11 protein-coding genes and 2 tRNA genes are annotated in these 15,784 nt (G+C 66.6%); 5 read left to right on the top strand and 8 right to left on the bottom strand.

Annotation, left to right across the window (positions count from 1 at the left end; translation table 11 throughout):
• Nucleotides 1–14: 14 nt before the first annotated feature.
• Nucleotides 15–2,570, bottom strand: coding sequence for an HNH endonuclease signature motif containing protein (locus FM105_RS01920; RefSeq protein WP_143275786.1), 2,556 nt, complete (start codon nt 2,568–2,570; stop codon nt 15–17).
• A 242-nt stretch (nt 2,571–2,812) separates the two neighbouring features.
• Between FM105_RS01920 and FM105_RS14620 the strand changes: the two genes are divergently transcribed.
• The 3 genes from FM105_RS14620 to FM105_RS01930 all read left to right on the top strand — a co-directional run bounded on the left by FM105_RS14620 (nt 2,813) and on the right by FM105_RS01930 (nt 4,783).
• Nucleotides 2,813–2,986 (top strand): multicopper oxidase domain-containing protein, encoded by a 174-nt coding sequence (locus tag FM105_RS14620; protein ID WP_179207015.1) that lies wholly within the window; start codon nt 2,813–2,815, stop codon nt 2,984–2,986.
• A 122-nt stretch (nt 2,987–3,108) separates the two neighbouring features.
• On the top strand, nt 3,109–4,443 hold the full coding sequence (locus tag FM105_RS01925; protein WP_087003837.1) for an ammonium transporter: 1,335 nt from the start codon (nt 3,109–3,111) through the stop codon (nt 4,441–4,443).
• Between the two features lies 1 nt (nt 4,444).
• On the top strand, nt 4,445–4,783 hold the full coding sequence (locus tag FM105_RS01930; protein ID WP_087003840.1) for a P-II family nitrogen regulator: 339 nt from the start codon (nt 4,445–4,447) through the stop codon (nt 4,781–4,783).
• 11 nt (nt 4,784–4,794) lie between these two features.
• On the opposite strand, the gene FM105_RS01935 is transcribed toward FM105_RS01930, so the two are convergent.
• Nucleotides 4,795–5,463: a helix-turn-helix domain-containing protein gene (locus tag FM105_RS01935; protein WP_256970151.1), complete on the bottom strand. Its 669-nt coding sequence runs from the start codon at nt 5,461–5,463 to the stop codon at nt 4,795–4,797.
• 280 nt (nt 5,464–5,743) lie between these two features.
• On the opposite strand from FM105_RS01935, the gene gdhA reads away from it, so the two are divergent.
• Nucleotides 5,744–7,084 (top strand): NADP-specific glutamate dehydrogenase, encoded by a 1,341-nt coding sequence (gdhA, locus tag FM105_RS01940; RefSeq protein ID WP_087003843.1) that lies wholly within the window; start codon nt 5,744–5,746, stop codon nt 7,082–7,084.
• 183 nt (nt 7,085–7,267) lie between these two features.
• On the top strand, nt 7,268–8,116 hold the full coding sequence (gene panB / locus FM105_RS01945) for a 3-methyl-2-oxobutanoate hydroxymethyltransferase (protein WP_179207016.1): 849 nt from the start codon (nt 7,268–7,270) through the stop codon (nt 8,114–8,116).
• A gap of 199 nt (nt 8,117–8,315) precedes the next feature.
• Here the strand turns inward: panB and FM105_RS01950 are convergent.
• The 6 genes from FM105_RS01950 to FM105_RS01975 all read right to left on the bottom strand — a co-directional run bounded on the left by FM105_RS01950 (nt 8,316) and on the right by FM105_RS01975 (nt 15,746).
• Nucleotides 8,316–8,388, bottom strand: a tRNA-Ala gene (locus tag FM105_RS01950).
• A 159-nt stretch (nt 8,389–8,547) separates the two neighbouring features.
• A tRNA-Ile gene (locus FM105_RS01955) sits at nt 8,548–8,621 on the bottom strand.
• Between the two features lie 107 nt (nt 8,622–8,728).
• The gene (locus tag FM105_RS14845; protein WP_256970152.1) at nt 8,729–9,586 is read right to left on the bottom strand and encodes a DUF3566 domain-containing protein; all 858 of its coding nucleotides are present in this window, start codon (nt 9,584–9,586) and stop codon (nt 8,729–8,731) included.
• The gene (gene gyrA, locus FM105_RS01965) at nt 9,583–12,225 is read right to left on the bottom strand and encodes a DNA gyrase subunit A (protein ID WP_087003849.1); all 2,643 of its coding nucleotides are present in this window, start codon (nt 12,223–12,225) and stop codon (nt 9,583–9,585) included. The genes FM105_RS14845 and gyrA overlap by 4 nt, the downstream gene beginning before the upstream one ends.
• Before the next feature lie 80 nt (nt 12,226–12,305).
• A complete protein-coding gene (gyrB, locus tag FM105_RS01970) occupies nt 12,306–14,321 on the bottom strand; it encodes a DNA topoisomerase (ATP-hydrolyzing) subunit B (RefSeq protein WP_087003852.1) in 2,016 nt (671 codons plus the stop codon).
• A 285-nt stretch (nt 14,322–14,606) separates the two neighbouring features.
• On the bottom strand, nt 14,607–15,746 hold the full coding sequence (locus FM105_RS01975; protein ID WP_087004301.1) for a cystathionine gamma-synthase: 1,140 nt from the start codon (nt 15,744–15,746) through the stop codon (nt 14,607–14,609).
• Nucleotides 15,747–15,784 lie beyond the last annotated feature (38 nt).

The raw sequence follows: 15,784 nt of genomic DNA on the forward strand, positions 1-15,784 counted from the left end.
CACTGGCGATGACCTCAGAACGGTGGAGGATCGTCCTCGAATCCCTCTGCGGGTCGCGGTTCCGGAAGCTGTTCCGGTCGGGGCTTCGGGCTTCGGATCAGTTCGGATGCCACGTGGCCCCACTGGATGTGGACCCTCCGCTGAGCCAACCCATCGTGGACCAGCGTCGCCAACTGCTCGTCGATGCAGGACCGGTGACGCTTTTCGTGCCGGCCCCGCCGATTCCATTGCGGTCCATCGGTTGCTGCGGCTGCCTGGGATGCTTGGGTTCCACCCGACGAATCGCTGCCACCCACGGGCGCGGTTCTGAAGAATACGGGGGTGTGGAGACTGCCGACCATGCCGTCGCCCAGGTCGAAGTGCTCGATCCGCATCGGGATGACCGTCTTGTATCGAACGAGCGGCGTCTCCGGGAACCTCACTCGCCTCTTCGCTTCGACCAGCTTCTGTTCAGCCACCGAGAGATTCAGAGCCGCGAACTTCTCGTCCCTGATCAGGTCCCGTTCTCTGAGGCAGGTCGCGTTCTCACGTGCGCGTACGCGTTCCTCTCGTTCATGGAGATCGCTGCGTGTCTGCTTCACCCACTGGCGCATGCGCCGCTGCTCCTGGAGGAACGGGTCCCGTACCCTCCTCATCGCGGCCTGCAGTTCTTCGCGCTCACGCTCCTCCTCCAGGAATTCCCTGCCCGCCCGCTCGAACACCGCAGATGCGGCCCGACGGTTCGTGACGGGGTCGACGACGATCCGTTCATCGATCGCGGCCCGTGCCGCACGCCGCACGTCGGTGTCGGCAGGCGAACAGGCGGCGGTGAGAACCCCTCCGTCATCGACCCCTGGCGCGATCGTGGTCGCCGTCGTGCCCAACGGAAGTACCCATTCGACGCGGTCATAGCCGGTGCGCCTCATCCGGATGCGGCCTTCGGTCTTCGCCTGATGATGCGAAGCACACAGCGGGTGCAGATTCGCCGGCTCTGTCCGTTCACCGCGTTCGGGATGGTCGTGGTCGAACGGGATCCCGTGGTCGATCTCGCATTCGCGTGCTGGTCTGCTGCATCCCGGAAGGGTGCACGTCTGCCATGCGCTCAGCACTGACAACCGAGTCGCTCTGTCGGGTTCATACCGGTGGGCGACATCATCGAGCACCTGCCCCGTGGCGGGGTCGGTGAGCATCCGGTACCAGAACTTCGAGGCGCCTGCGATGCTGCGGGCCATGTCCGCCGGCAGCGGATGGCCCTCGACCGTGCCGGGCCGGTCGTCCAGCCCGAGCAGCGTGGTCATGGGCACTGTCACCACGACCGCCGCCTGCTTCCGAAGGATCGTCGCGTCATCAGGGCACACGACATCCACACGGAGGCGCTCGGAGGAGTCGCCATCGGCGATCCTGGATTCCAGTGTGGTCTGCGTATGCGGCTGTGCTCCGATGAGGAGGTCGAACATCAACTGCCGGAGCGTCCGCTCATCCGCCACCCTCAGCTCGCCCAGATCCGGCAGATCACCCGTGCCCGCCTGTGCGGTGGTGTCAGTGCGCGTGACGTTCATGCTCTTCAACTGGTTCTTCATGATCGCGCTGGCAGTGGCCTTCGTCTTCGCATGACGCGCCTCGATGACGGCGGCGGGCCCCTGCATGCAGTGCACCGCGAGACCGTCCGGCAGATGCTCGACCCACACATCACGAGCAGACCGCGCCCGTGCCGCCAGCACGGGCTCCGTATCGAACTGTGCGAGGAACGACACCGCGTGGCGCAGGAACTGGCCGAGCGAGTACCGCGGGTCCAGACCGGCCAGAAACACATCGAGGTTCTGCAGGTGCGGCAGCGGCAGATGCTTGAGTCTGCGCGTGAGAGCATCGAAACGGTTGTACCGAACACGACCGCTCAGCATGGACCGCAGCAGCAACGGCATCCCGACATACGCGGTCAGAGCCTGACCCAGTCGCCTGCGAGAATCACCCGTCCGTGCACTGAGCCGTACATTCAGCACAGCTTCATGCTCGCGTTCGAGGAGGTGCTCCGCACGCGGGAGGAACCTCTCCTGACCCTCGAGGTTCGGCAGGCCGGCCGCGGCGGTGAACGCATTCGGGACGTTCCGCGCACTCGCCGCGGCACCCGACGCCACCACGCGAGCACCCGACGCGGCACCGGACGCCAATCCGCCCGCACCGGGCGCCGCCCCGCACGTATCCGACTCGATCCCCGGCTGAGCATCGGACGATTTCTGGTGCGTCTGCTGAGGCACCGAATCGTCCCCGTCATCGGCGAAGAGTTCTGCAAGGCGATCCGCGGAGCGCCGAAGCGTCACAGCCAGCGAGACCCCGATCGTGGCGAGCTGGACGAGTTCATAGGCGCGGAGACGATCGACGAGACCCGCATGTGCTGACAGTTCATCCGCGGCCTGTTCACGAATGCGCCCATCTTCAACCGTCGCCGGCACGGAATCAGGGACGGGTACGGCGCCGCTTTCGGCTCCGACGTCGGGACTGCTGTCGGCGTTGCGGTCGGTGCAGTGGTCGATGCCGCTTTCGACGCCGCTGAAACGTACGTCGTTCAGCAGTTCCCCGACGTCAACGAGCACAGGATGTCCATGTGTGACCGCAGCATGCACATCCGCCATCGAACGGACGCCGACTGCGACATGCCGATCCGCGCTCGAAAGACGGCCGTCCGGTTGCTCCTGCGCTGCGGACATCGCTCCCCTCCCGACAATCCCGAACGTGTTCGTTCGACTAGTTCTATTATGCACTCGAACGGCGCGGTGCACAAGGGGTTTACAAGAAGAGCACGATATACAGCCGGCAGCGATCAGAGACCCCGATCATGCGCACCGCCCCCCGCTGGACCTCGGATGTGCTCCCCCACAACTTCCACGTCCACGACGTGCAGTTCCAGGTCCTCGACGTCGACGGGCAGGGATCCGAACGCACGCATCGCACTGCCGGACGACGGCGCACACGCATCACTGAGGACAGCGCGGCTTCTTCTGCTGGGTAACCACACGACGACACTGTGAGTGCCATCGAGCATCTATCAGTTGCCACAAGCGTAAACCATCAGTTACTGTCTGCTCATGCCGGTAGACGACTGGCGCACACAGATGAGTGAAGGAGAGGGTGATGGACGCTGCAGATATCTCGTCCGGCGACACCGCGTGGGTGCTCACGAGCGCTGCGCTGGTGCTGCTGATGACGCTGGGGCTGTCGTTCTTCTACGGCGGCATGGTGCGCGCCAAGAGCGTGCTCAATATGGTGATGATGTCGATCGTCTCGATGGGGATCGTGGGCGTCGTCTGGGTGCTGTTCGGCTTCTCGATGGTCTTCGGCGATTCCATAGGCGGGTTCGTGGGGAACCCGTTCGACTTCGCGGGCCTCACGTCACTCCTGGGTGAGGATGCGGTCGTGGGGACAGTGCCGGCCTTGGTCTTCGTCGGGTTCCAGGCGGCGTTCGCGATCATCGCGGTCGCGCTGGTGAGCGGTGCGGTCGCCGACCGCATGCGGTTCTCCGCCTGGGTGGTGTTCGCCGCGGTCTGGGCCGTGCTCGTCTACTTCCCGGCAGCCCACTGGGTGTTCGCAGTCGACGGCCTCGTGTCCGAGTCCGGCGGTTTCGTCGCCAATGACTTCGGAGCGATCGACTTCGCGGGCGGAACCGCGATCCATATCAACGCCGGCGCGGCAGCGCTCGTACTGGCTGTCATCCTGGGACCTCGGATCGGGCTGCAACGCTCGCCCATGCGCCCGCACAGCCTGCCGTTCGTCATGTTGGGCGCCGGCCTCCTGTGGTTCGGCTGGTTCGGCTTCAACGCCGGATCCGCCCTGGCCGCAGACCACGTCGCGGCGCACGCCTGGGTCACCACGCTCGCGGCGCCGGCCGCAGGCATGCTCGCCTGGCTCGTCGTCGAACGCATCCGCGACGGCCGCCCCACGTCACTGGGCGCGGCCTCGGGCATCGTGGCCGGCCTGGTGGGCATCACGCCCGCCGCCGCTGCGGTCAGCCCGGTGGGTGCACTGGCGATCGGCGCCGCATCCGGTGTCGGATCCGCTCTGGCGATCGGCCTCAAGAAGAAGCTGGGCTATGACGACTCGCTCGACGTCGTGAGCGTCCACCTGGTCGCAGGACTCATCGGCACCCTGTCGATCGGATTCCTGGCCGATCCGGCGACCCCGGCCGAAGCCGCCGGCCTGCTGTACGGCGGAGGCTTCGAACTGCTGGGCGTCGAGGCGCTGAGCTCCGTGGTCGTGCTCTGCTACAGCCTCATCATGACCACCCTCATCGCGCTGGTCCTGCGCCGTCTCATGGGCGGGCTGCGGGTCAGCGCTCGTGAGGAGTCCTTCGGCATCGACGTGGCCGCCCACGCGGAGTCCGGCTACGACTACTCGCAGACACCGCTCACAGCACCGGGCATTACGCGCAGCGTCGTCATTCCGGCACCGGTGCAGCAGGAGGTGAACTGACGTGAGGCTCATCACCGCCATCCTGCAGCCGACTGCACTGGACAGCGTCCAGATCGCGCTCGCGCAGCACGGTATCAACGGTATGACCGTCAGCGACTGCTCCGGCTGCGGCCGGCAGAGCGGGCACCGCGAGGTCTACCGCGGGGCCGAGGTGACGATCGACTTCATCGGCAAGGTCCGCCTCGAGATCCTCGTCGCCGACGTCGATGCCGGCCCCGTCATCGACGTGATCGCGCAGACCGCGCGCACCGGTGAGGTGGGCGACGGCAAGATCTGGTCGACAGCCGTCGACGAGGTCGTCCGCATCCGCACCGGCGACCGCGGGGACGAAGCCCTGTGATCCGCTCCGACTCAGGAGGCGCCGTGTGGATCCGCCGGCTGGTCCTCGGACACGTTCACCGACAGGAAGCGCACGGGTGCGTTGATGATGCGGGCCGGGCCGTGAATGCCCTCCGCGTCGAAGAGGATGCCATCGCCCACCTCCATTCGGAACGTCGTCTCCTGATGTCGGTAGTCCATCGAGCCCTCGACGACGTACACGAACTCCGACCCCATGTGCTGGAAGAGGGGGAAGGGCTGACTGTCCTCCGTCAGGGTGACGAGCAGCGATTCGAAGAGTCCGTGATGTCGGATCACCTGCCCCAGCAGTTGGTACCGGTGTCCCAGGTTGCTGGCGCGCCGCACGGTCTCCGGAGCCTCGCCGGCCTTGGAGAACACGACCTGCGTCTCGTAGTCGGCCGCACGGAAGAGGCTGGTGACCGGGATGCCCAGCGCCTTCGCCAGGGCGTCCACGGTCGCCAGGCTGGCGGACGTCTGCGCGTTCTCGATCTTCGACAGCATCTGCCGGCTGACGCCCACACGGGCGGCCAGCTCCGAAAGAGTGAAGCCGCGTGCATGGCGCATCTGCCGCGTGGTCTCCGCGATCGACTGCTCAAGAGACTTGGGCGGCGGAGACATCGGCCGTCCGCCTTCGACCTGGGGGCTCAGCTCGTGCCCGGGCGGTTCGTTGTTCGTTGCCACAGATCCACACCTTCGATTGTCGGCAGCCCCACGGGCTGTCTCTGCCACAGCAATTCCCCCGCGTCCCGAGAGATCCGCGTCCCTCCTCGGAGCGGACCACAGGAACGCCTCACGATGCGCGTGTGCACCGATTGTAGTGCGCTCCACCAGCGGTGACGGCCCGCCGTTCCCACGATTGCACGGAGCCTGCGCACGTGCGTTCTACCAAATTGTCTACTGCTAGTAGCGTTGTGTACTTTATAGTGGACAGCGCGACCACACCACCGGAAGGACTCCACTCATGGAAGCTAACCTCCAGTCCACCTACGACACCGTGCTGCAGCGCAACCAGGGCGAGCCCGAGTTCCACCAGGCCGTCAAGGAGGTCTTCGAATCCCTCGAGACCCTGCGCGACCGCCATCCCGAGTACGAGTCGCACGGCATCCTCATGCGCCTCTGCGAGCCGGAGCGACAGCTGATCTTCCGCGTGCCATGGGTCGACGACGAGGGTGTGGTCCGGATCAACCGCGGGTTCCGCGTCGAGTACAACTCCGCCCTGGGGCCCTACAAGGGCGGCCTTCGCTTCCACCCGTCGGTCAACCTGGGCATCGTGAAATTCCTGGGCTTCGAGCAGATCTTCAAGAACTCCCTCACCGGACTGCCGATCGGCGGCGGCAAGGGTGGTTCGGACTTCGATCCGCACGGCCGCTCCGACGGCGAGATCATGCGCTTCTGCCAGTCGTTCATGACGGAGCTGCACCGGCATATCGGCGAGTACACCGATGTCCCCGCGGGTGACATCGGCGTCGGAGCCCGCGAGATCGGCTACCTGTTCGGCCAGTACAAGCGCCTCACGAACCGTTACGAGGCCGGCGTCCTCACCGGCAAGGGCCTGGACTGGGGAGGTTCCCTGGTCCGCACGGAAGCCACCGGCTACGGTGCGGCGATCTTCGCGGCCGAGATGCTCAGGGCGCGCGAGGCTTCTTTCGAGGGCCGCCGCGTGGGCGTGTCCGGCTCCGGCAACGTCGCGATCTACGCGATCGAGAAGGTGCAGCAGCTGGGCGGCATCCCGATCACGGCCTCGGACTCCGGCGGCTACATCGTCGATGAGAGGGGGATCGACCTGGACCTGCTGCGGCAGATCAAGGAGGTGGAGCGCGGTCGCATCCACGAATACGCGGTGCGCCGCGGCACCGGCGTCCACTATGTGGAGGGTGGCAGCGTCTGGGACGTCCCCATGGACATCGCACTGCCCAGCGCCACACAGAACGAGCTCGATGGGAAGGACGCCCGCACCCTTGCCTCGAACGGTCTCAAGGTCGTGGCCGAGGGCGCGAACATGCCGTGCACTCCGGAGGCCGTCGAGGTCTTCCGCGAGGCGAGTGTGGGGTTCGGCCCCGGAAAGGCGGCCAATGCCGGCGGCGTCGCGACGAGCGCCCTGGAGATGCAGCAGAACGCCAGCCGCGACACGTGGACCTTCGAATACACGGAGGCCCGTCTCACGGAGATCATGCGGAACATCCACACGACCTGCCTCGAGACGGCGGAGGACGTGGGGCGTCCCGGCGACTACGTGGTGGGCGCGAACGTCGCGGGCTTCCGCAAGGTCGCGAACGCGATGATCGCTCTGGGCGTCGTCTGACCGGCGTCGTCTGACCGGCAGCCGTCGTCATGCCCGCACTCCCGGGCATGACGACGGCTGGTTGACCCATCACTGAGGACCTGTCCTCAGTGATGGGTCCGGAGGATGAGACACATCACGCCTGGCACGCCGACTTTCCTACGCTGAGTGAGGACACCAGTGGAGGCGACCAGGAGGACCACGATGACGGAGCAGACGGCACCCCACGGATCAGGCGGAGCATCGACTCCCGCGAAACGGGCACGTGTGCGGATTCCGCACCTGCAGGCGATGAAGGATCGTGGCGAGACGTGGTCGATGCTCACGAGCTACGACATGTACACCGCACAGATCTTCGACGAGGCCGGGATCCCGGTGCTTCTGGTGGGCGACTCAGCGTCGAACAACGTCTACGGGTACGAGTCGTCACTACCGGTGACGGTCGACGAGCTCCTCCCCCTGGTGCGTGCGGTGAGTCGGTCCGTATCCCGCGCGCTGGTGCTGGCGGACCTGCCGTTCGGGTCGTATCAGGAGTCACCCGAGCAGGCCTTCCGCACAGCGGCTCGCTTCATGAAGGAGGCGGGCGCCCACGCGGTGAAGCTGGAGGGCGGGCTGGAGATGGTTCCGCAGGTGGAGAAGCTCACTCGGAACGGCATCCCCGTCATGGCGCACATCGGGTTCACCCCGCAGTCGGAGCACCAGTTGGGCGGCTATCGGGTGCAGGGCCGCGATGACGCTGCGGACACCCTTCTCGAGGAGGCGAAGGCGCTCGACGCCGCAGGGGCGTTCGGGATGGTGCTGGAGATGGTGCCGGCCGCTGCCGCACGCCGCATCACGGAGGCGGTCTCCGTCCCCACGGTGGGGATCGGCGCGGGGACGGACTGCGACGCTCAGGTCCTCGTGTGGCAGGACATGATGGGGCTGCGCACCGAGAGGATGCCGCGGTTCGTCAAGCAGTACGCGGACCTCGCAACGGTGATGACCGATGCCGCCCACGCGTTCGCGACGGATGTCGCACAGGGGACGTTCCCCGCGGAGGAGCACTCGTTCTGATCAACAGCTCCACGTGGTGCTGGAACGCTGCACCGATCGTCGCCCCCGCAGCGGAGAACGCAGCGGAGATCCATGACCAGATCATGCTCGATGGCACGTCCACCACAGACAGACCCCACGGACAGTAAAAGGCCCCGGCCGGTTTCCCGGGCCGAGGCCTCTCATCTACAACGAGCCACTGTCTCACTAGTTTCTCGAGTGGAGGTAAGGGGACTCGAACCCCTAACCCTCTGCTTGCAAAGCAGATGCGCTACCAATTGCGCCATACCCCCGTGCTGCATCACATCTTACACCTGGTCGGTGTACTGCGCCCACTGCTCCTGCCTGCCGCGGTTGCGGCTGCGGAGGACTCCCAGAGTCCCCGCTGCAAGAGCTGCGGATCCCAGAAGAGCGAACCATTTCTTCACGGCACTCTCCTCCAGATCGATGCGTGGGCCTAAGAGGACTTGAACCTCTGACCTCTTCGTTATCAGCGAAGCGCTCTAACCGCCTGAGCTATAGGCCCGTAGGTTCTTGCGAACCGAGAAGCAACTATACCGACCTCACCCCGCAGAACAAAATCGGCCGGAGCGCGCCTTCCGACGCATGCTCCGGCCGATCTGCGAGACAGGCTCAGTCGTCCGTGAGGGTGAGGTGGAAACCGCCCACGATCGACGCTCCGATGTTGTAGAGGAACGCGAACAGCGTCGACAGCGCCGTCATGAGCACGATGTTGACGAGGGCCAGGACGAACGCCGTCGCCATGACCCGTCCCAGGCTCACGAGCGCCAGCAACTGGTCCGCACTCTCTGCTCCGGCGATCTCCGACAGCGTCGATTCGATGTTGCCCATGACGCCGGTCGCCTGCAGCACGAGCCACAGCACCAGCGTGGCCACCAGCATCGCGATCGCGATCGCCAGCGACAGGAGGAACGCCATCTTCATGACCGACCACGGATCGATGCTCGCGATCGTCAGACGGACCGTGCGGGGTCCCTTCTTGGACTTCCCGCTCATCTTGACGCCGCCGGACGTGGCCTTCACCCCACCGGTGCCGGAAGGGCCGGAGCCCACCGGACCAGAACCGCCCGGACCAGAGCCCACCGGACCGGAGCCCGAGGAACGTCCCATCCCCACGATCGGGCTCGTCCCTGCCGCAGCGCCCGACCCTGCACCAGCACCCGACCCAGCCGCAGCGCTGTGATCCGGGCTCGAGACCGCCGGCTGCGCCCGGGTCTCCGAACCGCCCGCGGAGAGCCGCGTCCCCGAGGACGCAGAGCTCACACGCGTCGGGGCTCCGCTGCTGGCCTGAGCAGACGCCGCCGTACCGGCACCACCGGTCGGCCCACTGCCCGATCCTGCACCGTTTCCTGGGGAGTCTGCAGGTGCTGCGGACGCGTCGGCTGCGCCGCCGCTGGCGGTCAGACGCGTCTTGCCCTTGCCGCTGGAGGTACGGAGGATCTTCCCCGGCTTCTGCTCGTTGTCACTCACTGCTGCTCTTCACCTTCGATGTCGGCGTCCGGCTCCGGGGGAGTCGGGTCGGAAAGGTCCGCCTCGACGGCTTCGGCTTCCGCGTCGGAGAGAGGGGCCTCTTCGGCCTCTGCCTCCACCGCTTCCTCCGGGCCGCGGGTGACCGCGATGATGCGATCCTTCTTGCCGGGCTTCGCGAAGACGACGCCCATGGTGTTCCGACCCTTGGCCGGGACTTCGTCGATGTTCGACCGGACCACCTTACCGCGCTCCATGACGACCAGGACCTCTTCGCCCTCGGACACGATGAGGCCGCCCACGAGGTCACCGCGCTGGTCGGTGATCTTCGCGACCTTGATGCCCATGCCGCCGCGGCCCTGGAGTCGGTACTCCTCGACCGGTGTCCGCTTCGCGAAGCCGGCCTCGGTCACGACGAACACGAACGTGCCCGGGGTGACCGTGTCCATGGTGAGGAGCTCATCGTCCTCGCGGAAGCGCATGCCGGTGACGCCCGAGGTCGCACGGCCGGTCGCACGGATCGTGTCGTCTCCCGCGGAGAACCGGATCGACATGCCCTTGCGGGACACCAGGAGGAGGTGGTCCTCTCCGTCGACCAGACGTGCGGAGACCAGTTCGTCCGGATTCCCGTCCGCCATCTCCCGCAGATTGACCGCGATGACGCCGCCGGTGCGGTTCGAGTCGTACTCCGCCAGTCGCGTCTTCTTCACAAGTCCGGACTTCGTCGCGAGTGCCAGGAACTGCGCCTCGTCGTAGTCCTTGATCGAGAGGACCTGGGCGATCGTCTCGCCGGGCTGCAGCGCCAGCAGATTCGCCACGTGCTGGCCCTTCGCATCGCGTGAGCCCTCCGGCAGCTCATAGCCCTTGGCGCGGTAGACGCGGCCCGTGTTCGTGAAGAACAGGAGCCAGTTGTGCGTCGATGTGACGAAGAACTGGTCCACCACGTCGTCCACCCGGAGCTTGGCGCCGGCGATGCCCTTGCCGCCGCGATGCTGTGCACGGTAGAGCGCGGACTGCGTGCGCTTGACGTATCCGCCGCGGGTGATCGTGACGACGACCTCCTCCTCGGGGATGAGGTCCTCCATGCTCACGTCGCCGTCGAAGCCCGCCATGATGCGGGTGCGACGGTCGTCACCGTACTTGTCGACGATCTCCGCGAGCTCCTCGGAGACGATCGAGCGCTGGCGCTCCGGCCGATCGAGGATGTCCTTGAAGTCCTTGATCTGCTCCTCGATCTTCTGCGCCTCCTCCTCGATGCGAAGACGCTCGAGCGCGGCGAGACGACGCAGCTGCAGGTCGAGGATCGCATTCGCCTGGATCTCATCGACGTCCAGCAGCTCCATGAGGCCGGTGCGGGCATCATCGGAGTTCGGCGAGTTCCTGATGAGAGCGATCACGGCGTCCAGCGCGTTGAGCGCCTTGAGGTAGCCGCGCAGGATGTGCGCACGCTCCTCGGCCTTCCGCAGCCGGTAGCGCGTACGGCGGACGATGACGTCGATCTGGTGCTTGACCCACAGCCGCAGGAACGCGTCGATCGACAGGGTGCGCGGCACGTTGTCGACGAGCGCGAGCATGTTCGCGGAGAAGTTGTCCTGCAGCTGCGTGTGCTTGTAGAGGTTGTTCAGCACGACCTTCGCCACGGCATCCCGCTTGAGGACGATGACGAGCCGCTGTCCGGTGCGGCCGGACGACTCATCGCGCATGTCCGCGATGCCCGCGACCTTGCCGTCCCGCACGTAGGAGGCGATCTTCGTCGCGAGCGTGTCCGGGTTGACCATGTAGGGCAGCTCGGTCACGACGAGGCACGTGCGCCCCTGGATCTCCTCGACCTCGACGACCGCACGCTGCGTGATCGATCCGCGCCCGGTCCGGTAGGCGTCCTCGATGCCCCGGCGGCCCAGGATCGTCGCACCGGACGGGAAGTCCGGTCCCTTGATGATCCCCAGCATCGCCTCGAGGGCTTCTTCGTTCGACGCCTCCGGGTGCGCGAGCAGCCACTGCGCACCCTCCGCCACCTCGCGGAGGTTGTGCGGCGGGATGTTCGTCGCCATGCCCACCGCGATGCCGGACGAACCGTTCACCAGGAGGTTCGGGAACCGGGACGGCATGTACTGCGGCTCCTGGTTGCGGCCGTCGTAGTTGTCCTGGAAGTCGACGGTCTCCTCTTCGATGTCCCGGACGATCTCCATCGCGAGCGGAGCCATCTTGCACTCCGTGTACCGGGGTGCGGCCGCGCCGTCGTCACCGGGCGATCCGAAGTTCCCCTGTCCGGCCACCAGCGGATAGCGCATGACCCAGTTCTGCACCAGGCGCACCATCGCGTCATAGATCGCGGTGTCACCGTGCGGGTGATAGTGGCCCATGACGTCGCCCACCACGCGGGCGCACTTCGAGAAGTTGCGGTCCGGTCGGTACCCGCCGTCGTACATCGCATAGAGGATCCTGCGGTGCACCGGCTTGAGCCCGTCACGGACGTCCGGCAGCGCACGGCCCACGATGACGCTCATCGCGTAGTCGAGGTAGGAGCGCTGCATCTCCATGTTGAGGTCGACCTTGTCGACCCGGTCGGTCATCGTCAGACCGTCGGCGTCCGGAGTCTCCGCCGGATCCTGCTCAGGGGTGGGATTCTGCTCGTCTGCCACAGGGGCTCATCTCTCTTCTGTCACGTGCTGGGTAGGAGGCCGCTCCCGAGGTCCCGGCCGGGGCCTCGGGAGAGGTCGCCTCAGATGTCGAGGAAGCGGACGTCCTTCGCGTTCTCCTGGATGAACCGGCGTCGGGAGTCGACGTCGTCGCCCATGAGGACGGTGAAGATCTCGTCCGCCTGTGCGGCGTCGTCGAGGCTCACCTGCTTCAGCAGGCGATGATCGGGGTTCATCGTCGTCTCCCACAGCTCCTGGTAGTTCATCTCGCCCAGACCCTTGTAGCGCTGGATCGCCAGCTCCTTCGGCAGGCGCTTCCCCGCCGCACGGCCGGCTGTGAGCAGGCCGTCCCGCTCGCGGTCCGTATAGGCGTACTCATGGGAGGCGTTCGACCACTTCAGTCGGTAGAGGGGTGGGGTCGCGAGGTAGACGAACCCGCCCTCCACCAGCGGCTTCATGTAGCGGAAGATGAACGTGAGCAGCAGCGTCGTGATGTGCTGGCCGTCGACGTCTGCATCCGCCATGAGGACGATCTTGTGATAGCGGAGCTTCTCGATCTCGAAGTCTTCGCCGATGCCCGTGCCGAACGCCGTGATCATCGCCTGGATCTCCGCGTTGCCCAGGGCGCGGTCCAGACGAGCCTTCTCCACATTCAGGATCTTCCCGCGCAGCGGCAGGATCGCCTGCGTGTGCGGGTTGCGGCCCTGTGTGGCGGAGCCGCCGGCGGAGTCGCCCTCGACGATGAAGACCTCGGAGATCGAGGGGTCCTTCGACTGGCAGTCCTTGAGTTTGCCCGGCATCCCGCCGGCCTCCAGCAGGCCCTTGCGCCGTGTCGCCTCGCGCGCCTTCCGGGCGGCCAGTCGAGCCTGCGCGGCCTGCGACGCCTTCCGCACGACCTCCTTGGCCTGCACCGGGTTCGACTCCATCCAGTGGCCGAACTCGTCGCGGACCACGCGCTGGACGAAGGTCTTCGCCTCGGAGTTGCCGAGCTTCGTCTTCGTCTGGCCCTCGAACTGCGGCTCGCCCAGCTTGATCGAGACGACCGCGGTGAGGCCTTCGCGGATGTCGTCGCCCGTGAGGTTCGGGTCCTTCTCGCGGAGGATCTTCTGTTCCCGCGCGTACTGGTTGACCAGGGAGGTCAGCGCGGTGCGGAAGCCCTCCTCGTGGGTGCCGCCCTCATGCGTGGAGATCGTGTTCGCGAACGTGTGGACCGATTCCGAGTAGGACGTCGTCCACTGCATCGCGACCTCGAGCGCGATCTGCTGCTCCGTGTCCTCCGACTCGAAGGCGATGATCTCGTCATTCACGGTGTCGGAGCGCTTCATCGTGTTGATGTGCTCGACGTAGTCCAGCAGCCCGTGCTCGTAGCAGTAGGTGACGAGCTTCGTCTTCGCCTCCTGCGCGTTCTCCTCGCCGTCCAGCGCGGACTCGTCGATCTGGACCTCCTCCGGATCGACCTCCGCCACCCGACGGTCCTCGAGCGAGATGCGCATGCCCTTGTTGAGGAAGGCCATCTGCTGGAAGCGCGAGCGCAGCACCTCGAAGGAGAAGTCCGTCGTCTCGAAGATCTCATCATCCGGCCAGAACGTGATCGTCGTGCCGGTCCTGTCGGTCGACTCGCCCTCGACGATCTCACCCGTCGGCACACCGCGGCGGTAGTCCTGCCGCCACACGGTGCCGTCGCGGTGGACCTCCGCGTCGAGGCGGATGGACAACGCGTTGACCACGGAGGAGCCCACGCCGTGGAGACCACCCGACACCGCGTACCCGCCGCCGCCGAACTTGCCGCCGGCGTGGAGGATCGTGAGCACGACCTGGAGCGTGGGGACGCCCTCCGTGGGGTGCATCGCCACGGGGATGCCGCGGCCGTCATCGACGACCCGCACGCCGCCGTCCTCCAGGATCGTCACCTCGATATGGGAGGCGTAGCCCGCCATCGCCTCGTCCACGGAGTTGTCGACGATCTCCTGCACCAGGTGATGCAGACCGCGCTCCGACGTGGAGCCGATGTACATGCCAGGTCTCTTGCGCACCGCCTCGAGGCCTTCGAGAACGGTGATGTCACCGGCTTCGTAGTGCGGTGTCTCGTCGGCTGTCATGGAACTCCTCGTTCGCGGGCGCGCGGGCGCGCTCCTGGTCAGTGGGCACTTGGGTTCGATTCTAGCCTGTCCGAGGGCTCTCAGCGCATATCTACAGGCCGTGGAAGGTCGATTTCCCGGATCTGCGCACCGGGAGACGAGGGGAATCTCAGCGGAGGGGGTCTGAGGGCCTCAGAAACGATTGTGAGGCTTCAGCAGACGACGACGCGGTGGGGGTTCCTCCCGGAACCGCCCACCGCGTCGTCGTCGCAGGCTCGGTAGTCGACCGCTCAGGTCATCGACCGCTCAGAGTGCGTCGAGCACCTGCTCCAGATCGGCGAGGAGATCCTCGACCGTCTCGATGCCGACGGAGAGGCGGACGACCTCCTCCGGCACCGCGAGCTCCGTGCCGCGGACGGACGCGTGCGTCATCGCATCCGGGTAGTTGACCAGCGACTCGACGCCGCCCAGCGACTCCGCGAGGGTGAAGAGCTGAAGCGACTCCGCGAACTTCCGCGCTGTCCCACCGTCCGCCAGCGCGAGCGACACCATGCCGCCGAATCCGCTCATCTGGGAGCGGGCCAGAGCGTGGCCCGGATGCGATTCGAGGCCCGGGTAGTAGACGGTCCGCACCGCGTCGTGACGATCGAGGAAACCGGCGATGATCCCGGCGTTGGCGCTGTGGCGCTCCATGCGGATCGCCAGCGTCTTCAGCCCACGGGTCGTGAGGAACGCATCGTGGGGACCGCTGATCGCGCCGGCCGCGAACTGCTGGAACTCGACCTTCTCCGCGAGTGCCGCATCGCTCGTCACGATCGCGCCGCCCACCACGTCGGAGTGCCCGCCCAGGTACTTGGTCGTCGAGTGGACGACGACGTCGGCGCCTAGCAGCAGCGGGCGCTGCAGCGCCGGGGAGGCGAAGGTGTTGTCGACGACCACCAGCGCACCGGCCTCGTGGCCGATCCGCACCAGCTCCGCGATGTCCGCGACCCCCATGAGCGGGTTGGACGGGGTCTCGACCCAGAGCACCTGCGCGGGCGAGGCCTGCAGGGAGGCCCGGACGGCCTCGGCGTCGGTCATGTCGACGATCCGCAGGTCGATGCCCCAGGGCCCCAGGATCTTGTCGACCAGGCGGTGGGTGCCGCCGTAGACGTCGTTGCCCATGAGCACGGCGTCTCCGGGCGTGAGCGCCGCGCGCAGCAGCGCATCCTCAGCCGCGAGGCCGGATGCGAACGACAGCCCGAACCGACCGCCCTCCAGAGCGGCGAGCTGATTCTGCAGCGCGGTACGGGTGGGATTGGCACTGCGCCCGTACTCGTATCCGTTCCGCAGGCCGCCGATCCCGTCCTGGGCGTACGTGGAGGACACGTGGAGCGGCGGGATGACCGCACCCGTCGTCGGATCGTGGTCCTGTCCCGCACGGATCGCCAGGGTGTCGAACCCCATGCTCGGCGCGCTCTGCGCGCCTTCTGCGTGGTTCTGCT

It is taken from the genome of Brevibacterium yomogidense, from assembly GCF_900163715.1.
In the GTDB taxonomy this organism is placed as follows: domain Bacteria; phylum Actinomycetota; class Actinomycetes; order Actinomycetales; family Brevibacteriaceae; genus Brevibacterium; species Brevibacterium yomogidense_A.

Coding starts and splice junctions, on each gene's coding strand:
- FM105_RS14620 (WP_179207015.1), top strand. CDS start 2,813: ATGCGCACCGCCCCCCGCTGGACCTCGGATGTGCTCCCCCACAACTTC.
- FM105_RS01925 (WP_087003837.1), top strand. CDS start 3,109: ATGGACGCTGCAGATATCTCGTCCGGCGACACCGCGTGGGTGCTCACG.
- gdhA (WP_087003843.1), top strand. CDS start 5,744: ATGGAAGCTAACCTCCAGTCCACCTACGACACCGTGCTGCAGCGCAAC.
- panB (WP_179207016.1), top strand. CDS start 7,268: ATGACGGAGCAGACGGCACCCCACGGATCAGGCGGAGCATCGACTCCC.
- gyrB (WP_087003852.1), bottom strand. CDS start 14,321: ATGACAGCCGACGAGACACCGCACTACGAAGCCGGTGACATCACCGTT.
- FM105_RS01975 (WP_087004301.1), bottom strand. CDS start 15,746: ATGGGGTTCGACACCCTGGCGATCCGTGCGGGACAGGACCACGATCCG.